Annotated in this window: 20 protein-coding genes; 14 read left to right on the forward strand and 6 right to left on the reverse strand. The window is 46.1% G+C overall.

The genetic code is table 11. The features are described from left to right. Window positions 1-26: 26 nt before the first annotated feature. A complete protein-coding gene (locus tag MUB50_RS06540) occupies window positions 27-1,385 on the reverse strand; it encodes an MATE family efflux transporter (protein ID WP_442863184.1) in 1,359 nt (452 codons plus the stop codon). 2 nt (window positions 1,386-1,387) lie between these two features. Next, window positions 1,388-2,008: an HAD family hydrolase gene (locus tag MUB50_RS06545; protein WP_118513058.1), complete on the reverse strand. Its 621-nt coding sequence runs from the start codon at window positions 2,006-2,008 to the stop codon at window positions 1,388-1,390. 186 nt (window positions 2,009-2,194) lie between these two features. Here MUB50_RS06545 and sfsA point away from each other — a divergent pair, with 186 nt between their 5' ends. From sfsA to MUB50_RS06560, 3 genes are read left to right on the forward strand one after another with little or no spacing between them, the layout of a single operon-like run. Further along, window positions 2,195-2,875: a DNA/RNA nuclease SfsA gene (sfsA, locus tag MUB50_RS06550; protein WP_244790253.1), complete on the forward strand. Its 681-nt coding sequence runs from the start codon at window positions 2,195-2,197 to the stop codon at window positions 2,873-2,875. Window positions 2,876-2,887: 12 nt separating this feature from the next. Further along, complete coding sequence (gene mutY / locus MUB50_RS06555; RefSeq protein WP_244790255.1) at window positions 2,888-3,943, forward strand: A/G-specific adenine glycosylase; 1,056 nt, start codon at window positions 2,888-2,890, stop codon at window positions 3,941-3,943. Continuing rightward, on the forward strand, window positions 3,940-4,956 hold the full coding sequence (locus tag MUB50_RS06560; RefSeq protein ID WP_118608576.1) for a glycosyltransferase family 2 protein: 1,017 nt from the start codon (window positions 3,940-3,942) through the stop codon (window positions 4,954-4,956). The genes mutY and MUB50_RS06560 overlap by 4 nt, the downstream gene beginning before the upstream one ends. 24 nt (window positions 4,957-4,980) lie before the next feature. On the opposite strand, the gene MUB50_RS06565 is transcribed toward MUB50_RS06560, so the two are convergent. Continuing rightward, complete coding sequence (locus MUB50_RS06565) at window positions 4,981-5,670, reverse strand: phosphatase PAP2 family protein (RefSeq protein ID WP_118513062.1); 690 nt, start codon at window positions 5,668-5,670, stop codon at window positions 4,981-4,983. 73 nt (window positions 5,671-5,743) lie between these two features. Continuing rightward, complete coding sequence (locus tag MUB50_RS06570; RefSeq protein WP_244790257.1) at window positions 5,744-6,676, reverse strand: diacylglycerol/lipid kinase family protein; 933 nt, start codon at window positions 6,674-6,676, stop codon at window positions 5,744-5,746. Window positions 6,677-6,855: 179 nt separating this feature from the next. Between MUB50_RS06570 and MUB50_RS06575 the strand changes: the two genes are divergently transcribed. The 6 genes from MUB50_RS06575 (at window position 6,856) to MUB50_RS06600 (ending at window position 13,083) form a co-directional block, all read left to right on the forward strand. Next, window positions 6,856-7,530: a response regulator transcription factor gene (locus MUB50_RS06575; RefSeq protein WP_021652293.1), complete on the forward strand. Its 675-nt coding sequence runs from the start codon at window positions 6,856-6,858 to the stop codon at window positions 7,528-7,530. A 153-nt stretch (window positions 7,531-7,683) separates the two neighbouring features. Continuing rightward, window positions 7,684-9,879, forward strand: coding sequence for a DNA topoisomerase III (locus MUB50_RS06580; protein ID WP_118624137.1), 2,196 nt, complete (start codon window positions 7,684-7,686; stop codon window positions 9,877-9,879). Window positions 9,880-9,993: 114 nt separating this feature from the next. Then, the gene (locus MUB50_RS06585; RefSeq protein WP_118513131.1) at window positions 9,994-10,374 is read left to right on the forward strand and encodes a DUF6483 family protein; all 381 of its coding nucleotides are present in this window, start codon (window positions 9,994-9,996) and stop codon (window positions 10,372-10,374) included. After that, window positions 10,374-11,045: a YkgJ family cysteine cluster protein gene (locus MUB50_RS06590; protein WP_118513064.1), complete on the forward strand. Its 672-nt coding sequence runs from the start codon at window positions 10,374-10,376 to the stop codon at window positions 11,043-11,045. The genes MUB50_RS06585 and MUB50_RS06590 overlap by 1 nt, the downstream gene beginning before the upstream one ends. A 78-nt stretch (window positions 11,046-11,123) precedes the next feature. Then, the gene (locus MUB50_RS06595; RefSeq protein WP_015527022.1) at window positions 11,124-12,023 is read left to right on the forward strand and encodes a LysR family transcriptional regulator; all 900 of its coding nucleotides are present in this window, start codon (window positions 11,124-11,126) and stop codon (window positions 12,021-12,023) included. A 271-nt stretch (window positions 12,024-12,294) separates the two neighbouring features. Beyond that, window positions 12,295-13,083 carry a shikimate kinase gene (locus MUB50_RS06600; RefSeq protein ID WP_118624135.1) on the forward strand — a complete coding sequence of 263 codons (789 nt, stop codon included), beginning with the start codon at window positions 12,295-12,297 and terminating at the stop codon, window positions 13,081-13,083. A 141-nt stretch (window positions 13,084-13,224) separates the two neighbouring features. Here MUB50_RS06600 and MUB50_RS06605 read toward each other — a convergent pair whose 3' ends face one another. Then, window positions 13,225-14,133 carry a LysR family transcriptional regulator gene (locus MUB50_RS06605; protein ID WP_021652297.1) on the reverse strand — a complete coding sequence of 303 codons (909 nt, stop codon included), beginning with the start codon at window positions 14,131-14,133 and terminating at the stop codon, window positions 13,225-13,227. A 286-nt stretch (window positions 14,134-14,419) separates the two neighbouring features. Here MUB50_RS06605 and MUB50_RS06610 point away from each other — a divergent pair, with 286 nt between their 5' ends. From MUB50_RS06610 to MUB50_RS06630, 5 genes are all read left to right on the forward strand, one after another. Continuing rightward, window positions 14,420-15,259 (forward strand): sugar phosphate isomerase/epimerase family protein, encoded by an 840-nt coding sequence (locus MUB50_RS06610; protein ID WP_118513066.1) that lies wholly within the window; start codon window positions 14,420-14,422, stop codon window positions 15,257-15,259. Window positions 15,260-15,370: 111 nt separating this feature from the next. Beyond that, a complete protein-coding gene (locus MUB50_RS06615; protein ID WP_244790259.1) occupies window positions 15,371-17,296 on the forward strand; it encodes an FAD-dependent oxidoreductase in 1,926 nt (641 codons plus the stop codon). Between the two features lie 114 nt (window positions 17,297-17,410). Further along, entirely contained in the window at window positions 17,411-18,292 is an 882-nt protein-coding gene (gene aroE, locus MUB50_RS06620) for a shikimate dehydrogenase (protein WP_118513068.1), read from the forward strand. 5 nt (window positions 18,293-18,297) lie between these two features. Continuing rightward, window positions 18,298-19,500 carry an MFS transporter gene (locus tag MUB50_RS06625; protein ID WP_118624131.1) on the forward strand — a complete coding sequence of 401 codons (1,203 nt, stop codon included), beginning with the start codon at window positions 18,298-18,300 and terminating at the stop codon, window positions 19,498-19,500. 231 nt (window positions 19,501-19,731) lie between these two features. After that, a complete protein-coding gene (locus MUB50_RS06630) occupies window positions 19,732-21,114 on the forward strand; it encodes a hypothetical protein (RefSeq protein ID WP_015527029.1) in 1,383 nt (460 codons plus the stop codon). Between the two features lie 236 nt (window positions 21,115-21,350). Here the strand turns inward: MUB50_RS06630 and aroD are convergent, their stop codons facing one another. Continuing rightward, the gene (aroD, locus tag MUB50_RS06635) at window positions 21,351-22,112 is read right to left on the reverse strand and encodes a type I 3-dehydroquinate dehydratase (RefSeq protein WP_244790261.1); all 762 of its coding nucleotides are present in this window, start codon (window positions 22,110-22,112) and stop codon (window positions 21,351-21,353) included. Between the last annotated feature and the right edge of the window lie 6 nt (window positions 22,113-22,118).

The raw sequence follows: 22,118 nt of genomic DNA on the forward strand, positions 1-22,118 counted from the left end.
TTTGCGGGGAGTTTTTCTGTCTGTATTTATTTTAATTTCGTTCGGCTGGTCTGCCGGAATGTCAGAGTAAAGATGATTCCCTTTACAATGGAAGTAAGGGAAAGTGCCCACCAGATACCATTAAGTCCCATTCCCGCATGAGTCAGCAGCATGGCAAGCGGGATTCTGGCCCCTGTCAGGATAATACTGATGATACTGCAGAGTTTGGTCATACCAAGGCCGGACAGTGCACCGATGGTCATCAGCTCAATGGACATGAAAGCCTCACAGAAGCCGATGATGATCAGGTAATTTACAGAAATCCCAAGGGATTCCGGATCATGGAAAAATAAACCGGAGATTGGGCGTGGGAGCAGCACAAAGGCTGCAGTTATGATAAGGCCCCAGATTGCCAGGATACCAAAGGAAATACGGTAGCCATGGCGGATGCGGTCGTATTTTTTTGCACCGAAATTCTGTGCGGTAAAAGCATTTAAGGCAGAGGCAAAGCCGTCCGCGGTGTTCCAGGAAACGGATTCGATCTGTCCGCCCACACGCTGGACAGCAATGGCAGCAGCACCGAAGGCGGAAACCATTCTGGTCAGTACCATGGAGATCATACAGTAGATCATGCTCTGGATGGCGGTTGGAAAACCAATGCGGAAGATATTTTTATAAAATTTTCCCGGAAAACGTGAAAAAAGATGAAGTTCACGAAGTATATTTGGTTCCAGTCCGGAAGTAAAGATCCGGAAAACCAGCACTGCAAAAACCAAGAACTGTGCAGTTACTGTGGCAATGGCAGCACCTACCGTTTCAAGCCGTGGAAAAGGTCCAATGCCAAGGATCAGGAGCGGATCCAGGAGCATATTTCCCACAAGTCCAAGAAAATTGGCCATCAGCGGAGACCTGGAATCTCCCTGGGCTGTAAAAAGTCCGGTGAGAGTCAGGTTCAGGAAGGAAAAAATGATCAGTCCGCAGGTGATCAGCATATAAGATCTGGCAGAAGAATATGCTTCCGGGTCTGTCAGATTAAAAAATCCGATCAGAGGATCAAGAAATATAATACTTGCTGCAGAAAATAAAAGACCGAACAGAATGGTCATCTGCAGGGCACTGGCCGCGTAGGAACGTGCCTCTTTATAATCCTTCCGGCCGCAGGACTGTGCTGTGTTTACCTGTCCGCCCATTCGCGGAAGGGCTACCAGTCCCTGGGAAAGCCACACATACATGCCTCCCACACCGACACCGGCAACTGCCTTGGAGCCCAGAAGTCCGATCCAGGCCATATCTGTGATATTATAGGCAGTTCCGAGAAGGGAAGATGCCATGATTGGCAGAGCAAGCTCTGAAAGCGTTTTCAGGATCGGACCGGAAGTAAGGTCTATGGATTTTGATCTTTTCATACTCATCTGCATATCTCCGTAAGGTCAAAAGGCCTGGTGATCCGGTAATCCGGTTTATCCACCTGCCCGAAACCGTATTCGGCAAAGATAAAAGGAACTCCTGCTTTCCGGCAGGCATTAAAGTCTCCTAAGGTATCACCGATATAAACAGGATCGGATAGATTATTGTCCTCGCGGATCTTCATGATATTTTCCGCTTTGGCCATGCCGGTGTCACCGGGACAGAGATGGCCCTTGAAATAGTGTCCGAAGCCCGTGGATTTCAGGAACACTTCAATATATCCGGCCTGGCAGTTACTGACGATAAAAAGAGGAAAACGGCTGGAAAGAATCTTCAGTGTTTCCTCAAGATCCGGATACAGCGGAGCACATTTGCGAAGCAGTGCTTCGTGCTCTGCCTGGCAGCAACCGTCGATGATACGAAGCTGTTCTGCTTCCGGAAGCTCAGGGAAAAGAGCTCTTGCGATATCCGGCAGCAGCTGGCCAAAAAGCCCCATCAGTCGTTTGGCGCTTACATCGGTATCCATGTGCTCCGTATGGATAAGGTAATCGCTCCAGGCCTCAGCTACGATCCCAGTGGAATCCCAGAGCGTACCGTCAACATCAAAAATAATACTGTCCATCAGAAAAACCTCCCCAAAAACTATGATATGTAAAAAATGCAACCCTTTGTACCGGACATAGTACAAAACAAGTTACTGTTCATTCCATTCTCAGTAACATCAAAACAATTCTATATGAGAAAAGAAAAAAAAGCAACTGCGCTTTTGAAGATTTTATGTTATAGTAAAGGTTACGAGGGAAAAACTATGAATTATAAGAATACGATCAGAGGTACATTCAAAGACAGACCTAACCGTTTTATCGCTCATGTGCAGATTGGGGATCAGCTGGAAACGGTCCATGTGAAGAATACAGGCAGATGCCGGGAGCTTCTTGTTCCGGAAGCAGAAGTGATCCTGGAAAAGAGTGATAATCCTGCCAGGAAAACGAAATACGATCTGATCAGTGTGAACAAGGAGGGCCGCTGGATCAATATGGATTCCCAGGCCCCAAATAAAGCAGCAGAAGAGTGGGTGGCAGCCGGAAATCTTTTTCCGGAGAAAGTGACTGTCAGGAGAGAAAAGACGTATGGAAACTCCCGTTTTGACCTGTATGTGGAATCCGGGAAGCGAAAGGCTTTTATCGAGGTAAAAGGCGTCACCCTGGAAGAAAATAATATCGTGCGCTTTCCGGACGCACCTACAGAACGGGGGATCAAGCATCTCTGTGAGCTTATGCATGCAGCAGCTGACGGCTATGAGGCGTATCTTCTTCTGGTGATTCAGATGAAGGATGTAAGATATTTTGAACCAAATCGGGAGACACATCCGGAATTCGGAGAAACACTTAAGGCGGCAGCAGATGCCGGGGTCCACATCCTGGCCTATGACTGTGCCGTCACGGAAGATTCCATAAAGATCTGCGATCCGATACCGGTAAGATTATAGAAAGGAAACGATATGCCTGAAAACATTGCAGAACCCCTTCTGAAATGGTACGATAAAAACAAAAGGATCCTGCCCTGGAGAGATAAAGACAATGCCTATTATACCTGGGTATCTGAGATCATGCTCCAGCAGACCCGGGTGGAAGCTGTGAAACCTTATTTTCAGCGCTTTATCCGGGAACTTCCGGATGTAGCAGCCCTTGCGGCGGCGCCGGAAGAGAAGATCATCAAGCTGTGGGAAGGCCTTGGCTATTACAGCCGTGTCCGCAACATGCAGAAAGCGGCTGTTCATGTCATGGAAGAATATGGAGGCAGGATCCCTGAGGATTTTGAGACACTTCTCTCGTTAAAAGGAATAGGAAGATATACGGCAGGTGCCATTGCGTCCATTGCCTACGGAAAGAAAGTCCCTGCAGTAGATGGAAATGTGCTGCGGGTATACGCAAGACTTACCGAAAACCGTGGAGATATCATGAAACAGTCTGTACGGAAATCGGTGGAAAATGACCTTACAGAGCAGATGTCAGAGGACAGACCCGGGGATTTCAACCAGGCTATGATGGAGCTGGGAGCTGTAGTCTGTGTTCCAAACGGAAAAGCAAAGTGCGAAGAATGTCCGCTGGGGCATTTCTGCCTTGCCAGAAAGCATGGCACTGTAGAAGAACTTCCCGTAAAAGCACCCAAAAAATCCCGAACGACAGAACAGAGAACAGTCCTTGTGATCCAGGACGGAGCAGGCACAGCAATCCGTAAACGTCCGGATACAGGACTTCTGGCAGGCCTTTATGAGCTTCCAAATGTGGAAGGCTATCTGACGGAGAAGGCAGCACTTGCCTGGGTAAAAGCCATGGGGCTGGAACCACTGCGAATCGAAGCACTGCCAGATGCGAAGCACATTTTTTCCCATATTGAATGGAGGATGTGTGCTTATCGTATCGCTGTATCCTCTCTGGAAGAAGCACCGCAAGGGGAGTTTCTGTTTGTGGATAAGAGTGAATCCGATAAAAAATATGCAATACCATCTGCGTTTCGCGCATACACCAGATATATGAAGGAGGAAAACACATGAAACTTTTGAGCGTAGCAATACCATGCTATAATTCAGAGGCTTATATGTCAAAATGCATCAATTCCCTGCTGATCGCAGGAGAGGAAGTGGAGATCATCATTGTAGATGATGGCTCCAGTGACCGTACTGCCGAGATCGCAGACGATTATGCCGAGAAATATCCAACTATTGTAAAAGTCATACATCAGGAAAATGGCGGCCATGGACAGGCAGTCAACACAGGAATCAAAAACGCAACAGGACTTTATTTCAAGGTTGTGGACAGTGATGACTGGGTAAATCAGGACGCCTATTATGAGGTCCTGAAAACACTTTATGAACTGACACGTGGGGCTGAGACTGTGGATCTTCTCATCAGTAATTTCGTTTATGAGAAGCAGGGAGCTACCCGCAAAAAGGTCATGCAGTACAGACACTGTTTTCCGACAAACCAGATTTTCGGATGGGATGAGGTACGCCACATGAAAAAAGGCCAGTATCTCCTTATGCATTCCATGATATACCGTACAAAACTTCTCCATGACTGTGGAATGGAGCTTCCGAAGCATACGTTCTACGTAGATAACCTGTTTGCGTTTGAGCCGCTTCCCTATGTGAAAAATCTCTATTATCTGGATGTGAATTTCTATCGGTATTTTATTGGAAGAGATGATCAGTCTGTCAATGAGAAAGTGATGATCAAGCGTATCGATCAGCAGATCCGTGTAAACAAACTGATGGTGGATGCTTATTTGAAGGCTAATGTAAGCAACCGCAGACTTCGAGCTTATATGTTCAGTTATCTGGATATCATCACAACCGTTTCTTCGATCATGCTGGTAAGAGCTGCAACTCAGGAATGCCTGGATAAAAAACAGGAGCTGCAGGATTACATCAAGGACCAGAATATGGGACTGTACCGGAAACTTCGGAGAAGTCTCTTCGGAAGAGTGTCCAATCTTCCCGGAAGAGGTGGAAGAAAGATGTTTGTGGCAGCATATAAGATCTGTCAGAAGTTTTATGGATTTAATTAAAAAAAGCCCCCAACGGGGCTTTTTTTATAAATTCTGTTCCGGCTTCTTCTTACGCATACGGGATAGGGAGCGCTGTTCCTCGTAGTCATCCACTCTCTGTGGATAGAACAGGAGATGGCCGAACAGTGCCAGTGTGGTACCAAGGCATACATCGATCACAGAATGCTGCTTGATAAACATGGTGGACAGGATGATCAGAACTGAAAGGATCAGAGCTCCTCGCCGGAGCCATTTCCTGTCTTTTAGTGCCTGGCAGTGATGAATGGCAAAATAAACAGCCAGGGAATTAAATACATGGATACTTGGCAGGATATTGGTGGGAGTATCTGTCCGATAGATCTCAGCCACCAGTCGTGTAAAGATGTTGCTTCTGGGGAATACTGCAGGGCGGAGATGCTGAACGTTCGGATAGATGTAGGAAACAACAAGGAAAACCGTCATTCCCATCATCAGGTTGAAGATCAGCTGGAAATATTCCTTTTTATTCTTATTGCGAAACAGGAAATACACAACCGTCATTATCACATATGGAAACCACAAAAGGTACGGAATAATAAAAATCTCGCAGAACGGGATCATATCATCAAAAACAGTATGTACAACATGGTAGGCTCGTACAGGCCGGTGCTCCAGATATCCAAACAGGATAAGATAGGCAACGAAATAGATCGCTATGATAAAACCGTGCCTGTATTTTTTTATCTTACTCAACATTTTGCCGCTCCTTTTCTTGAGGTATGGCTGATGTCAGCCTTAAGCTTCTTTTTTGTTAAGTATCTACCTGCTACTATAACACAGGCATTATGATTTTTAAAGGTTTCTTTTCAATGGTCACAGAAAATTCACGCTGGATTCCGCCGGATTCTCCGTCTTTATGCACAGGAAGGGAATGGGCACTTGTAATATGTACGTTCCTGCACTGTAAAATATGTACACCGCGAATGCGGGTATGTTTTCCCCAGAGAGCGCTCGGCAGGCAGAACAGCATTTTCAGCTTGGAGATTCCTTCAATAACGATCACATCCAGTAAACCATCCTCCGGGCTGGCGTTCGGACAGAATTTAAAGCCTCCGCCTTCATATTTCTGGTTCATTACAGCCGCAAACCAGGTCCTGCTGAAGGTTTGGGGCTTGTTCCCGTCAAGCGTTAACGTGATCGGGGACGGGGTGAGGAAAAGAAATTGTTTCAGTGCCACCATAAGGTAAATGAGTTTACCCATATGGAGACGGTTGAGAAATTTTTTGCCAGGTGTGATCAGAACTTCCTGACAGATTGCTGCATCGTAGCCTATTCCTGCACTGATGCCGAAACGGTAGGAATGGCTGCCGAGATGTAGCACAGGAACATCCATGGAAATGGTCCGTCTGTTTTCAAGGATAGAGCGAAGCGCTTCAAAAGGATCAAAGGGCAGACCCATACTGCGGCAGAAATCGTTGCCGGACCCGACCGGAATAAATCCAAAAACAACCGAAGACAGATCAATGATCCCGGTAAGTACTTCGTAAATAGTGCCGTCACCACCTACAGTTACCAGAGTTACCGGATCCTTCGGTGTTCCGGCGGCACTGATCCTCTGTGCCAGTACTGTGGCGTGTCCCACATATTCTGTGAGAAAATACTGATATGAGATCCCCTGACTTTCCATGATGCTGCGAAGCCGGTTCCAGACATTACGCCCCTCACCGGATCTTGAATTGGGATTCACAATAAAAGAATACATAATAAAAACCTCCAAACAACTCTCTGCTTTATCATAACATTGACGTTTGGCTTTTACAAATTAAAATTTCTTAAGGATTTCTATATTTTACATAAACTTAACCTTTTTTCTATGCTGGATTTTACGAATGCACCTTATACTTGCACGTATCAGATGAAAAATGAAGCTGGAGGAAAATTATGATATATCTTGTGGAAGATGATGAAAGTATCCGTGAACTTGTTGTATATACATTAAACAGTCAGGGACTGGAGGCACAGGGGTTTGAAAGGCCGTCACTTTTCTGGAAAGCGCTGGAAAAAGAACTGCCTTCACTGGTGCTTCTGGACATTATGCTTCCGGAGGAAGACGGACTGTCTATTTTAAAAAAAATCCGTATCCGTCCGGATGTGCGGAAACTTCCGGTGATCATGCTTACTGCAAAAGGAAGCGAGTTTGATACCGTGGTAGGTCTGGACAGCGGTGCAGATGATTATATTCCGAAGCCATTTCGTATGATGGAGCTGATCTCCAGGGTACGTGCCCTTCTTCGGAGATCAGAGGACAATGGCGCAGAGGAGTATCGTATGGAAAATCTTTATGTATGTCCGGGAAGACATGAGGTAACTGTTGATCAGGAGCCTGTGAATCTGACACTGAAAGAATACGAGATGCTTTGTCTCCTTCTGAAAAACAGTGGTACGGTTCTTTCCAGGACACAGCTTTTAAATCAGATCTGGGGATATGAATTCGACGGAGAAAGCAGAACCGTAGATGTACATATCCGTACCCTTCGCCAGAAGCTTGGCCCGGCAGGAGATCTGGTGGAAACAGTTCGTGGAGTGGGCTATAAGATCAGCGGAAAATGTGCATGAACAGCTGCTGAGGGTAATATGAGATTAAAGAGCATTTCGACGGAAAAAGGCTTCGGCCCTTTTCTGGACGAAGTGCTTTTTTCATGCTATAATAGTTGAACCCCGGAGCTCTGAAAAACAGGCTCCAAATAGTAAGAGGTGAAAGAAAAAAATATGAAATCATTAGTAATTGCGGAGAAGCCATCAGTTGCCAGAGACATTGCCAGAGTCCTCCACTGCAGTCAGAAGGGGAACGGAACCCTGGAAGGAAAAGACTATGTAGTGACCTGGGCCCTGGGACATCTGGTAACACTGGCAGATCCGGAAGAATACGATAAAAAATACACCAAATGGGAGCTTTCCACGCTCCCCATGATGCCGGAGAAAATGAAACTGGTGGTGATACGCCAGACCTCCAAGCAGTACAATGCGGTGAAAACCCAGCTTTACAGGAAGGATATCGGAGAGATCATCATTGCCACAGATGCCGGACGTGAGGGAGAACTGGTAGCAAGGTGGATCCTTGCAAAGGCAGACTGCCATAAACCTATTAAGCGTCTGTGGATCTCATCAGTAACGGACAAAGCGATCCGCGACGGCTTTGCCCACCTTAAAAACGGCCATGATTATGATGATCTTTACCGTGCGGCACAGGCCAGGGCGGAGGCGGACTGGCTGGTGGGAATGAACGGGACCAGAGCACTGACCTGTAAATATAATGCCCAGCTTTCCTGCGGACGTGTGCAGACTCCCACCCTTGCCATGATCGCAAGAAGAGAGCAGGAGATCAGGGAATTTAAGCCGGAGGATTATTACGGGATCACTCTGCAGGCAGGAAATGTACGCTGGACCTGGCGTGACGGAAAAAGCGGAAGCCTCCGTACCTTTAAGAAGGAGCGTGCCCAGGAGATACAGACAAAGGCAGGAAAAAGCAGCCTTACTATAACAAAGGTTTCCAGAAAGCCGAAGAAAACCTATGCACCGGGGCTTTATGACCTGACCACTCTTCAGAGAGAAGCCAATCAGAAATACGGCTTTTCTGCAAAGGAAACTCTGAATATCATGCAGAGGCTCTATGAGAATCACAAAGTCCTTACCTACCCAAGAACGGATTCCAGATATATAGGAAAAGATGTAGTTCCTACCATTAAAGAACGTCTTCAGGCTTGTGGAACCGGCCCTTATCGGAAACTTGCCGGTGCGCTGGCCAATAAACCGATCCAGACCAGTGCAGGCTTTGTGGATGACAAAAAAGTCAGTGACCATCATGCCATCATTCCTACAGAACAGTTTGTACAGCTGGATCATATGACCAATGAGGAACGGAAGATTTACGATATGGTAGTACGCCGTTTTCTGAGTGTGTTGTATCCGCCGGCTGTATATGAGCAGGTAAACATGGAAGGAACTGCAGCAGGAGAAACTTTCGCTGCAAGCGGACGTATTGTAAAAAGTGCAGGGTGGAGAGAAGTTTATGAAGGCGGCTGGCAGGATGATGAAGAAGAGGAATCCGGTGATAAGCTGAAAGACCAGAAGCTTCCGGAGCTTACGGAAGGTCAGATACTTACTGTGGAAGGCGCTGCTCTTACAGCAGGCAAAACAAAACCTCCTGCAAGATTTACAGAGGCCACGCTGCTGGGAGCCATGGAGAATCCGATCCACTTTATGGAAAGCCATGACAAAAAAGCAGTGAAAACACTGGGCGAAACCGGAGGTCTTGGAACGGTGGCCACAAGAGCCGATATTATTGAAAAGCTTTTCAACAGCTTTATGATGGAAAAAAGAGGCAATGAGATCTATATTACCTCCAAGGCGAAACAGCTTCTGGAGCTGGTTCCGGAAGAACTGAAAAAGCCGGAGCTTACCGCAGACTGGGAGATGAAGCTCAGTGATATTGCAAACGGAAAGCTCCGTCAGGATAAGTTCCTCACAGGAATCCGTGAATATGCCTGCGAGATCGTAAATGAGATCAAAAGCGGACAGGGAACCTTCCGCCATGACAATATGACAAACAAGAAATGCCCTAACTGCGGCAAACATCTCCTGGCAGTCAATGGAAAGAATGCAAAAATGCTGGTGTGTGAGGACCGGGAATGCGGATACAGAGAGACAGTATCCAGAGCCACCAATGCGCGCTGTCCGAAATGCCATAAGCGTATGGAGATGCTTCTGAAGGGAAAGGAAGAGACCTTTGTATGTCAGTGTGGCTATAAAGAAAAGCTTTCATCCTTCCAGGCAAGACGAGCCAAAGAGGGTGCAGGAGTAAATAAGCGTGATGTGCAGCGTTATCTTAAGAAACAGCAGAAAGAGGCCAATGAGCCGGTGAACAATGCATTTGCACAGGCTTTGTCAGGAATTAAACTGGATTAAATAAATTGTCTGTCCGAATATCCGGGGTTCGGATGAGAGGAAGACCGGATGCAGATACGTCGGTCGGAGAAATGTGTCTGGCAGAACAGGACAGCAGAAAGAGAGGAAAACGATATGGGATTACAGGATGATAGAATGTCAGGAAATATTCAGGATATCGCAAGACTGATCACAAGACTTCTTCTTAAGGGAGATATGCCGCAGTATACCCTTCCCGCAGCAGAGGCAGATTATACAGAGGCAGACCGGCTTTTTAAGAAGGTTATCGGACTTGCTGATGAGGGTGACATCAACGGAGCGGAAAATGAGCTGCTTATGAATATGGAGGACGATGATCCGGATTATCTGGAGCTTGCCCTTACCTTTTATCTGTATCTTAATGATATGGACGTAGATTACCTGGATGATCACGATTATTCCAGGGAGGAGATCCTGGACGGGTTGAAAAGCCTGGCTGAGGACTGGGGAGTCACAGGACTGGAGGCACTTGTCTGATGCGGCGGGAGGTTACCCTGGAGGAAATTTCCGACGGCCGTTTATATGAGGCAAATGACATGGTAAAGGCAGACTGTCAGGACTGTAAGGGCTGTTTTGACTGCTGTACGGGAATGGGAGATTCTGTTGTACTGGATCCGCTGGATGTATGGCGGTTAAGCCAGGGACTTCATTTAAGTGTGGACCAGCTTCTTGCCGGAAAAATAGAGCTTGGCGTCACAGACGGAAATATCCTGCCGCATCTTAGGATGACAGGGGCAGAGGAACGATGCGTATTTCTGAATGGCAGCGGAAGATGCTCCATCCACAGCTTCCGTCCGGGCTTCTGCCGTTTGTTCCCACTGGGAAGATACTATGAGGACGGTGGTTTTAAATACATCCTTCAGATCCACGAGTGCAAAAAGACCAGCCGCAGTAAGATCAAGGTCCGGAAATGGGTAGATACTCCGGATTTTCGAAATTACGAAAAATTTGTCTGTGACTGGCATTATTTTCTTCTGGATGTCCAGGCGGTTCTCTATGAGAGCGAGGACAGTGATCTGATTCGAAATCTGAACATGTATGTGGTGAACCAGTTTTACAGGAAGCCTTATGATGAGAAGCGGGATTTTTATGAGCAGTTTTATGAGAGACTTGCGGATGGAAAAGAGCTCCTGAGTCTTGGGGTGTGAAACAGACCAGGCAGCGAGTTAGCTGAGCTTACCTGCCTGAAAGTCTCTCATGCGGAGGGAAGAAAGGATTTTTTACATATGAACTTAAATCAGCTCACATATTTTGTGACTCTTGCCCAGATCGAAAATTATACCAGAGCAGCCAAGAGGCTGGACATTACGCAGCCGAGTCTGAGTCATGCGATCTCCAACCTTGAGAAGGAACTGCAGGTTCCCCTTTTTGAGCGCCATGGAAGAAATGTGACCATGACCAAATACGGGGAAATGTTTCTGAAGTATGTGCAGGACTCCTTACATATACTGAATCTTGGTGTGGAGAGGATACAGGAAGCGGCAAGGATTCCGGGAGGAAGTATTTCCATAGGGTATATTCACACTCAGGGACGAAGATTTATCCCGGAGCTTGTTCGAGGATTCCTTAATGAACAGGAAGGGAAGAAGATTGATTTCCGTTTTCAGAATGCAGCTACAGGAAGTCTGATCCGTGGTCTGAAGGAAGAGAAATTCGATGTGATCTTCTGTTCCAGGGCAGAGGGAGAGAAGGAGATCAGCTTTGTGCCGGTGTCAGAAGAAAAGCTGGTGGCTGTAGTGCCTGAGAACCATGCTCTTGCGGACAGAAATTCAGTGACCATAAAAGAACTGGGGCAGTATCCGCAGGTGACCTTTACCCCTGCAAGCGGATTGTATTTTGTGATCCGGGAGCTTTTCGAAAAAGAAGGACTTTCACCGGAGACGGCCTTTGAGGTAGAAGAGGATGGTGCACTGGCAGGTATGGTGGCGGAGGAATTTGGTGTTGGCATTGTGCCGGATGTACCGGTGATCCATACACTTCCTGTGAAAATCTTAAATATCGAGAATCTTCACTGCCGTCGATATATATATATGGGAATGATGAAAAACCGGTATCCAAGTGCGCTTGTGGAGCAGTTCCGGGATTATATATACAAGCATTATCGGATTTATGAAGTGATACAGTAGAATCCTGGTGATAAAATTTCTGTAAAAAATCTCTGCTTCTGTAATAGGGCGGAGATTTTTTTGATACAGATCCTGGCGTGAATACCTGCGTCAGATATCTTTGCCGTGCGTCAAATCATAAAAATAATCTATAGATCACATGCGTAAATTCAATGAAAGTTTGGGTTGAGATAAAAATGACCAGTTGGTATAATAAGAATAGATACTTGGTTTAAAGTGATAAAGTAATGACGGAAATCCGTGATAAAATGAACGAAGTAAAGGAGACATTATGAATCAGTTAGAAGTATTAAGAGAGAGCCTTGGACAGTGCGATGAGATCATACTGGACGCACTCCTTATGAGAAACAGGATCGTAGAGGACATCATGGTATACAAGGAAGCAAATGATCTTCCGGTACTTCAGCCGGAACAGGAGGCGAAGCAGAAGGGATGGCTGGAAGCCAGAATGGAAGGCAGACGTCATAAGAAAGAGGTCAATGATGTTTTTGCAAGTATCATCCAGAACAGTAAGAGAATACAGTCCAGAAATCTTTTCAATTATAATATCTTCCTGATCGGATTTATGGGAGCTGGTAAATCTACGATCTCTGATTATCTGAAGAATGTTCTTGCTATGGATGTTGTGGAGATGGATCAGTGTATCGTGGAGAGACAGGAAATGAGTATTTCCGATATCTTTGAGACCTACGGTGAAGAGTATTTCCGTGAGCTCGAGACAAATCTTCTGATCGAGATGCAGTCCAGATCTAATGTTGTGGTATCCTGTGGCGGTGGTGTTCCGATGCGGGACCGCAATGTTGCTGAGATGAAAAAAAATGGCCGTGTTGTACTTCTGACTGCAAAGCCGGAAACTATCCTGGAACGTGTAAAGGATAATCATGACCGTCCGTTACTTGAGAACAATAAAAATGTTTCATTTATCGCTGATCTGTTGGAAAAACGTCGCGCGAAATATGAGGCAGCAGCAGATATAGTTGTTGAGACAGACGGAAAGAGTGAGCTTGAGATCTGCGAGGAGATGATCCACAGACTTCGTGAGGCAGAGTCAAATAAATAACTGCTGATCATAAAACAGAATAGTTTTACATATAAAAAGGACAGCTGTCCGATAAACCGTACAGAAACAGAACGGAGATCGGGCAGCTGTCCTTTAGGTTATAAAAGATCCGGACCATATATTTGCAGATGAACAGATCGTTTAATTGGTCTTATAGAAAATCTCCCTCGAGGTTTCCTCGATCACAAATTTCTTAAAGGCCTCCACAACCGGCGGATGGTACACATCCTTCAGCATGGCCATGTAGAAATTCCGCTGCCAGCTTGGAGAGACAAGAGGCAGGATCTTAAGGTTCAGAGAGTGAAGGATAGGGATATCCGGTGCAATGCAGATGCCGAAATCATTGGCAACAAACCCTGCGGCAACCTGATCCTCATCGATCTCAAAAGCCACATCCGGGTATTGGCCGATGCTCTTAAACAACTGGTCAATGATCTGGCGGAGACCGCTTCTCTTCTTGAAGATGATCTGCTTGTATGGAAGCGTTTCCTCCAGATGGATCTCGGATTTCTCAGCAAGAGGATGTTCCGGCGGAACGATGACGACCAGATCCTGCTTGGCAACCGGAATAAATTCGATCAGTGGTTCGTCGTCAAATTTGGAACAGAAGCCGATATCGTATTTCTTCTCTTTCAGTCCGGTGAGGATATCGCCGGTAAGCACCTTATCACAGAACAGATTGAAATGAATCTGTTTTCCCTTATTGGCATTAAGAAAGCTGCGGATGATCTTTGGCATAAAGTCAACACCCAGAGTTCTGAGAAAAGCCACATCGATCTGTCCTTCTCCCTTTCCTGCAAGCTGGAGACCGTTTACAGAGGAATCCAGCCGGTTCAGGGTTTGTTCCACATCCTCCAGAAAAGACTTGCCATATTTGGTGAGAGAAACATTCCGTCCGTTTTTTTCAAATAATTTCACTCCAAGCTCTTCCTCCAGAGAAGAGATCGCGTGACTTAGGCTGGGCTGTGTGATGGCCAGAACATCCGCAGCTTTTGTATAATGTTCCAGATGAGCCAGTGTCACGAAATAGCGAAGATGATACAGATTCATTTTTCAATACTCCTTTCGTAAGTTTATCTGAATGTTTTGCTTCGGACAGATCCCCGGTAAGTCTGACAGACATAAGAGATTTGCCGGGCCGTATGCTGTGACGGCGGCAATACGGCTGAATATGTTTTATATAGTATAACATGATATATTGATAAAATCTATGAATTCTCCTGGTACAATCAATTTGTTTTGTATTTAACAAAGTTATATAATGCTTATAGAAAAAAGATACAAAATAATTTAAAAAAAACAAATAAAATTATTTATATTTTCAGGAGGAATTATCATGTCAAAAGAATTTCCAATCACAATCAGTTCCTGGACACTTGGAGATCAGTGTAAATTTGAGGACCGTGTAAAAGCTGCCAAAGAGGCTGGCTATGAGGGAATCGGTCTGAGAGCAGAAACCTACGTAGATGCCCTGAATGAGGGACTTTTCGACGAGGATATCCTGGCGATCCTGGATAAATATGACATGAAGGTAACAGAGGTTGAGTACATCGTGCAGTGGGCAGAGGAGCATCGCTCCTATGAGCAGAAATACAAAGAACAGCTTTGCTTCCATATGTGTGAATTATTTAACGTAAAACAGATCAACTGCGGACTGATGGAGAACTATTCCGTAGAGTACACAGCGCAGAAGCTTCGTGAGCTTTGCCACAGAGCAGGCAAATACATCATCGGTGTTGAGCCAATGCCATACAGCGGAATCCCGGATGTAAAAAAAGGCTGGGCTGTTGTAAAAGCTGCTGACTGCGAGAATGCAAAACTGATCCTTGATACATGGCACTGGGTAAGAGCAAACCAGCCGATCGAGCTTTCCGTACTTGAGGGAATCCCGGCAGACAAGATCGTATCCATCCAGATCAACGATGTATGGGAAAGACCATATGCAACAACGATCTTAAGAGATGAGTCCATGCATGACCGTCTTGCTCCTGGAACAGGAATCGGAACAACTGTGCCGTTCGTAAAAATGATCAAAGAAAAAGGCATTAAGCCAAATGCCATCGGAGTAGAGGTTATCAGCGATGCAAACCTTGAAAAAGGTATCGAGTATGCTGCAAAACATACATATGAGAACACAAAGAAGGTACTGGAAGAGGCTTGGCCGGAAGTACTGTAATTAATATAAGAAACTAATATTTCAGACGAACCCCTGTTTCCGATGTCATACCGGTGACAGGGCGTTCCCGTGAGAGAAAAAAAGATTGTTTCAAAGGAAAGGAGAACGCATATGAAATTCAATGCGATGTTTCAGCCGATCGAGATCGGTCCTATGACAGTAAAGAACCGTTTTGTTGTTCCGCCAATGGGAAACAACTTTGCAAACACAGACGGAACAATGAGTGAGCAGTCCGCTGCATATTACAGAGAAAGAGCAAAAGGCGGATTTGGTCTGATCACCATCGAGGCTACTGTAGTTCACAAAGGCGCAAAGGGCGGCCCGCGTAAACCATGTCTTTATGACGACACTACGATCGAAAGCTTCCGCAAGGTCATCGACGGATGTCATGCAGAAGGAGCAAAGGTGTCCATCCAGCTTCAGAACGCAGGTCCTGAGGGAAATGCAAAGAACGCAGGAGCACCGATCACAGCAGCAACCAGCATTCCGTCTGTATGCGGACGTGATATTCCGAAGCAGCTTACAACTGAGGAAGTTTACGAGCTGATCAAAGGCTACGGTGAGGCAGCAAGAAGAGCAATGGAAGCAGGAGCAGATGCTGTTGAAATCCATATGGCACACGGTTATCTGGTAAGTACCTTCCTTTCTCCGAGAACAAACAAAAGAGTGGATGAGTTTGGCGGATGTTTTGAAAACCGTATGCGTTTCTCCCGTCTGATCATTGAGGAAGTTAAAAAAGCAACACAGGGAAAAATTGCAGTTCTTGCAAGAATCAACTGTGCAGACGAGGTTCCGGGCGGACTTGATGTCCACGACAGTGCAGCGATCGCAGCATATCTGGAAAGCTGTGGACTGGATGGACTTCATGTATCCCGTGCTGTTCATATCAAGGATGAGTTTATGTGGGCACCGACCGTTATCCACGGTGGATTCTCCGCAGCAGAGGTTGAAGAGATCAAACGTGCGGTAAATATCCCGGTGATCACAGTTGGACGTTATACAGAGCCACAGTTCGCAGAGCTGATGGTAAAAGAAGGAAGAGCTGACCTTGTGGCATTCGGGCGTCAGAGCCTTGCAGATCCGGCTATGCCGAAGAAAGCACAGGAAGAGCGTCTTGAGGATATGACTCCTTGTATTGCCTGTCTTCAGGGCTGCGTTGCAAACATGTATGCAGGAAATCCGGTATGCTGTCTGACAAACCCGTTCCTGGGTCATGAGGCAGAGCCGCTTGAGAAAGCTGAGGAGCCGAAGAAGGTTATGGTTATCGGTGGTGGTGTTGCAGGACTTTCTGCTGCATTTATCGCAAAGGAGAGAGGCCATGAGGTAACACTTTATGAGGCAGGAGATGTTCTCGGCGGAAACATGAGACTTGCTGCATATCCGCCAGGAAAAGGTGACATCACGAACATGATCCGCAGCTACATCCATCGCTGCCAGAAGGATGGCGTTAAGATCGTGATGAACTGTGAGGTAACGCCGGAGCTTATCAAAGAAGAGAAGCCGGACAGCGTGATCATCGCAACCGGTTCCAAAACTCTGATCCTTCCGATCGAGGGAATCGACAATCCGGCTATCATCCACGGCTCTGACCTTCTGGATGGCAAGAGAGCAGCAGGCAAAAAAGTTCTCGTTGTCGGCGGTGGAATGGTTGGATGCGAGACAGCTGCATTCCTTGGCGAGCAGGAGCATGATGTAACGGTTATCGAGTTCCGTGATACCGTAGGTGCTGATGTGATCCATGAGCACAGAGTATATCTGATGAAAGATTTTGAAGACTACGGAATCAAAGAGATCACCGGCGCAAAGGTATGCAAGTTCTATGAAGATGGTGTAGAGTACGAGACAGCAGACGGACAGCGTCATGAGACAAGAGGATATGATTCTGTAATCCTTTCCATGGGATTCCGCAACTACAATCCTCTGGAAGAGAAGATCAAAGATCTTGTGCCGGAGACACATGTGATCGGAGATGCGATCCGTGCAAGACGTGCACTGGACGCAACAAAAGAGGCTTATGAGGTAGCTTCCAGAATCTGATCTGCCAATCTATCCAATAAACCGGACGGTATAAAAATTAAAAAGATGACCCGGCAGACACCAGAGAAGATATATCCGGTGTCTGCCAGGGGAAAATGCAGGAGGTAAAAAGAAATGGAACAGAGAATTAAAGGAACAACAGGTTTACTTGCACTGATCGGAAGCCCTGTAGGACATTCCGGATCCCCGGCTATGTACAATTTCAGCTTCCAGTACCATAACCTGGACTATGCTTACATGGCATTCGATATCAAAGAGGATCAGGTTCCGGCAGCTCTTGATGCAATGCGTCTGTTCAAAATGAGAGGATGCAACGTAACCATGCCTTGCAAGAACAAAGTTGCCCAGTGTGTAGATGAGCTTTCACCGGCAGCAAAGATCATCGGTGCTGTAAATACCATCGTTAACGAGGATGGAAAGCTTGTAGGACATATCACAGACGGTATCGGTTTTGTCCGCAACTTAAAAGAGCATGGCGTTGATGTAAAAGGCAAAAAGATGGTAGTTCTGGGAGCAGGCGGAGCTGCAACAGCTCTTACTGTACAGTGTGCCCTTGACGGAGCTGCTTCCATCGCAATCTTCAACCCTAATGATCCATTCCTTGAAAGAGCAAAAGGAACAGCTGAGAAACTTGCAAAAGAAGTACCGGACTGCAAAGTAAATGTATACTGCCTTGACGATCAGGACAAACTGAGAGAAGAGATCGCAAACGCTGATATCCTTGCAAACGGAACACTTGCAGGTATGAAACCACATGACGACCTTACTCTTGTTGACAAATCCATGTTCCATAAAGATCTTGTTGTTGCTGACTGCGTATACAATCCGGCAGAGACAAGAATGGTAAAAGAGGCAAAAGAGGCAGGCGTAAAACTTGCAGTAGGCGGAAAAGGAATGCTTCTGTGGCAGGGTGCAGCATCTTACAAGCTTTATACAGGTCTTGAGATGCCGACAGCTGAGTACCAGAAATTCCAGGCTGAGAACGAAGGGAAATAAGAAAAATGAGCCAGACAGGTAAGAAAAATTTAGTAATTACTTCTATTGCGCTGTACTTTACATATTTCATTCACGGAATCGGTGCTTCCATCATGGGTCAGTACAAACCGGAGTTTGCAGCTCACTGGGGAGCCAAGGCCTTAAGTGACGGAACTATGGATGTCAGCATGGTAGTATCTGTAATCGCTGCATTGGGACTTGGAAGACTGATCTCCCTTCCGTTTTCCGGTCCTCTGTCTGATAAATTCGGACGCAGATTAAGCGGAATTATCGGCGTGATCTGTTATACAGCATACTTTATAGGAATCGCATTTGCGCCATCTATGGGAATCGCATATGCATTTGCTATCGTAGGCGGTATCGCAAACTCCTTCCTGGATACCTGCGTAAGCCCTACATGTATGGAGATCTATGTAAACAATCCTTCTGTAGCGAACCTGTTTACAAAATTCTCCATGTGTATCAGCCAGTTCCTGCTTCCTTTCCTGATCGGATTTGTAGCAGCAGCGAATATGTCTTACAGAACCATCTTTATCGTTGCAGGCGTTGCAATCTTTATTGATGGTATCCTGATCCTGTTCCTGCCATTCCCGGAGAGAAATGCAGCAGGTGCCGGAGCAAAAAAAGAAAAGGCAAAGATCAAGATCACACCGGCCGCTTTTGCAGCTATTCTCATTGGATTTACAAGTTCCTCCACATTTATGCTGTGGCTGAACTGTAACCAGGAGCTTGGAAAGCTTTATAACTTAAGTGATCCGGCCAAGATTCAGTCCTTCTATGCAGTAGGAACTTTTGCAGCGATCCTGTGTTCTTCTGTATTTATCAAAAAAGGACTGAAGGAGATCAATATCCTGATCATTTATCCGCTGATTTCTTTCATCATGCTGGGACTGTGCTACTTTATCCAGAATCCGACAATCTGTCTTATCGGTGGATTTGTGATCGGTTTTGCAGGCGCAGGCGGTGTGCTTCAGCTGGCTGTTTCCACAACTGCGGAGTTCTTTCCGGAAAACAAGGGAACTGCAACATCCATGGTCATGATCGCATCCAGCGTTGCGAACTACACTATTCTGACACTGGCCGGCTACATTACAAAGACTGCCGGAACCAGTGCTCCGAGAATGATCCTGCTTCTCAACATGGCAGTGACATTCATAGGAATCCTTCTTGCACTGTTCGTTAAGATGAACCGTGGAAAAGAGGCTTGACTGGATCAAGGAAATCCCCTGGGGTGAATATCCGTTTGATTACAGTAAAAAAGGTGAATCATTGTATGGATACAGACAATGATGACTAAATCTGTGCAAAATAAAGTTCCAATTCGGGAACAATTCCCGGGTTGGACTTTAACGTTTCTGAAAATGTTTGTTAATTAACAAACTTACAAAATAAAAGATACTATATATGTATTATCAAAAAAACGATAAAGGAGAATCGTTATGGCACGTGCAGCAAGACAGCGAAGAGAAAACGAACTGCCCTACATTCCGTTTGGGCCATTTCAGATTCGTTTTCCGTTTATTCACTACAAAATTGAGTCCGTAGAGTTTATCCAGGGCCTGATCCTCGGGGTTACGGCACTGGCGGCGGTTCCTTATCTGGAACAGTATCTGGGACTGCCTTATGAGCTGGCATGGAGCTGTGTGATCATAGAGACCATGCTGTATATGCTACACAGCTTACTTGGTGATCCGGTTGTACCGGGATGGATCACACCGACCCTTCCGCTGACTATCGTATTCCTGGAAGGCTTCCCTATGGGAAAAGAACGTATCCAGGCAATGATCGCCCTGCAGATGCTGGTTGGTCTTGTGTTCATATTTATGGGCATCACCAAGCTTGCGGATAAATTTGTCCATGCAGTACCAAATTCTGTTAAGGGTGGTATCCTTCTTGCAGCGCCGGTGACGGTTATGGCAGGACAGCTGGGAGAGGGCGGCAACATGCATAAGTATCCGCTGGCGATCGTTGCCGGTGTAGGCCTTCTGATCCTGATCAGCTTTTCAGATAAATATCAGGAGAAGAGAAAGAACAACAAATTCCTGGATCTTGTTGCAAGGTATGGAAATCTTTTCCCATATCTGATCGCCATGGTGGTAGGTCTTCTTGTAGGCGAGCTGGATGCGCCCGGTTTGGAACTGGGAACCTTTATCAAGATCCCGCAGTTCAAAGAGATCATCTCACAGGTAAGTATCTTTGGTGTGGGAATCCCGCCGGTCTCCATGTTTGTCAAAGCGCTTCCGCTGGCGCTTGTATGCTATGTTATCGCATTTGGTGATTTTGTTACCACAGAGACACTGGTTACAGAGGCGCGCCAATCCAGAGATGATGAGTATATTGATTTCAATTCCAGCCGTTCCAACCTGGTCAGCGGAATCAGGAACCTGATCCTTTCCGTTATTGCGCCGTTTCCTCCGCTTTCCGGTCCGTTATGGGTGGGAATGACAGTATCTGTTTCCATCCGTTACAAAGAGGGAAAGAAAGCCATGAAGTCTCTGATCGGCGGTATGGCATCCTTCCGTATTGCAACATTTTTAAGTGTGCTGATCATTCCGGTCGTAAGCTTCTTCCGTCCGATCTTCGGAGTCGGTTCATCCATTACTTTGATGTTCCAGGCCTTTGTCTGTGCAAGAATCGGTATGGATTACTGCAGAACAGACCGTGACAAGATGATCGCAGGTGTTATGGCAGCTGTGCTTGCAACCCAGGGAACTGCATGGGCATCCGCATGGGCCCTGGCTGTAGGCTTCGGTCTGAATATCTTCCTTTCAAACTGGGACCCCAGAAAGAAAGAGGAGAATGCCATCGAGGATAAAAATTGATCAGAGGAATAACAAAGATATAAAAAACAGAAAAAGAAGAAGTGTGCCGGATGGGTCAGCACACTTCTTCTTTTTGTCATGAGATTTGTTGTTTTTAATTATTATTTTAATAGATTTGCTATTATGGGATTAAAATTGCAAAAATTTGTTACATCAATTGGGTTTAAAAATTGGTTTATAATTCACGTTCTGTTACAAAAATCTACTGTAGATCCTTTTTATGGGAGGTCACAGGATCACAGGCTTTTGTGGATAATGTCAAGAACCTGTTCAAGTTCGTTAACATTGATCTGTCCCGGTGCGGAAGCTTTGGTAGCTGCACCGAAGGTAAGGGCGGAACCGAAGGTTTCGCCGGCGAGACGACTGACAACACCTGTACCTGCCATGGACATGGTAATGATCGGGCGGTCGGCGAACTGCTCGGACATTTCCAGCGTGGCACTTAAGAGTGTAAGCACGTCCTGCTTGTTTCTTGGCATAACAGCCATTTTCGGGATATCTGCGCCATAGTCCTGCATCATGCGGAGACGGCGCACGATCTCATCTTTCTCAGGAGTTGCGTCAAAATCATGGTTGGAAGCGATGACCTTTACGCCATAGCTGTGTGCTTCCCGGATCATGCTTTTTACGATCTCCTCACCTGTGAAGGCTTCTACATCAATGAGATCTACATAGCCGCTTTTTGCGACAGCCATGTTGAGTGCTTTGTAAGCTTCGTTGGAGATCGCTTTTTCTCCGCCTTCCTTTGAAGTACGGAAGGTGAAGAGGATCGGAGTGTCCTTTAAAATGGTCTGGAGATCTTTTGCCACATCCAGAACCTTGTCTGTGTCAAAAACGTCCTCAAACCAGTCAACACGCCATTCCACAACGTCTACGGGGATCCTTGCGAAGGTCCCTGCCTCAAGGAGGATATCATCCTTTGTCTGTCCCACGATCGGGACACAGATCTTCGGTCTTCCCTCTCCGAGTGTGATATTTCTTACCTGAACTGTTTTCATAATGGT

The organism is Blautia sp. NSJ-140 (genome assembly GCF_022868965.1).
Taxonomy (GTDB): Bacteria; Bacillota; Clostridia; order Lachnospirales; family Lachnospiraceae; genus Blautia_A.

Excerpts from the sequence above, each read along its gene's own strand:
- MUB50_RS06540 (WP_442863184.1), bottom strand. The coding sequence starts at position 1,385 with ATGAAAAGATCAAAATCCATAGACCTTACTTCCGGTCCGATCCTGAAA.
- MUB50_RS06545 (WP_118513058.1), bottom strand. The coding sequence starts at position 2,008 with ATGGACAGTATTATTTTTGATGTTGACGGTACGCTCTGGGATTCCACT.
- sfsA (WP_244790253.1), top strand. The coding sequence starts at position 2,195 with ATGAATTATAAGAATACGATCAGAGGTACATTCAAAGACAGACCTAAC.
- mutY (WP_244790255.1), top strand. The coding sequence starts at position 2,888 with ATGCCTGAAAACATTGCAGAACCCCTTCTGAAATGGTACGATAAAAAC.
- MUB50_RS06560 (WP_118608576.1), top strand. The coding sequence starts at position 3,940 with ATGAAACTTTTGAGCGTAGCAATACCATGCTATAATTCAGAGGCTTAT.
- MUB50_RS06565 (WP_118513062.1), bottom strand. The coding sequence starts at position 5,670 with ATGTTGAGTAAGATAAAAAAATACAGGCACGGTTTTATCATAGCGATC.
- MUB50_RS06570 (WP_244790257.1), bottom strand. The coding sequence starts at position 6,676 with ATGTATTCTTTTATTGTGAATCCCAATTCAAGATCCGGTGAGGGGCGT.
- MUB50_RS06575 (WP_021652293.1), top strand. The coding sequence starts at position 6,856 with ATGATATATCTTGTGGAAGATGATGAAAGTATCCGTGAACTTGTTGTA.
- MUB50_RS06580 (WP_118624137.1), top strand. The coding sequence starts at position 7,684 with ATGAAATCATTAGTAATTGCGGAGAAGCCATCAGTTGCCAGAGACATT.
- MUB50_RS06585 (WP_118513131.1), top strand. The coding sequence starts at position 9,994 with ATGGGATTACAGGATGATAGAATGTCAGGAAATATTCAGGATATCGCA.
- MUB50_RS06590 (WP_118513064.1), top strand. The coding sequence starts at position 10,374 with ATGCGGCGGGAGGTTACCCTGGAGGAAATTTCCGACGGCCGTTTATAT.
- MUB50_RS06595 (WP_015527022.1), top strand. The coding sequence starts at position 11,124 with ATGAACTTAAATCAGCTCACATATTTTGTGACTCTTGCCCAGATCGAA.
- MUB50_RS06600 (WP_118624135.1), top strand. The coding sequence starts at position 12,295 with ATGAATCAGTTAGAAGTATTAAGAGAGAGCCTTGGACAGTGCGATGAG.
- MUB50_RS06605 (WP_021652297.1), bottom strand. The coding sequence starts at position 14,133 with ATGAATCTGTATCATCTTCGCTATTTCGTGACACTGGCTCATCTGGAA.
- MUB50_RS06610 (WP_118513066.1), top strand. The coding sequence starts at position 14,420 with ATGTCAAAAGAATTTCCAATCACAATCAGTTCCTGGACACTTGGAGAT.
- MUB50_RS06615 (WP_244790259.1), top strand. The coding sequence starts at position 15,371 with ATGAAATTCAATGCGATGTTTCAGCCGATCGAGATCGGTCCTATGACA.
- aroE (WP_118513068.1), top strand. The coding sequence starts at position 17,411 with ATGGAACAGAGAATTAAAGGAACAACAGGTTTACTTGCACTGATCGGA.
- MUB50_RS06625 (WP_118624131.1), top strand. The coding sequence starts at position 18,298 with ATGAGCCAGACAGGTAAGAAAAATTTAGTAATTACTTCTATTGCGCTG.
- MUB50_RS06630 (WP_015527029.1), top strand. The coding sequence starts at position 19,732 with ATGGCACGTGCAGCAAGACAGCGAAGAGAAAACGAACTGCCCTACATT.
- aroD (WP_244790261.1), bottom strand. The coding sequence starts at position 22,112 with ATGAAAACAGTTCAGGTAAGAAATATCACACTCGGAGAGGGAAGACCG.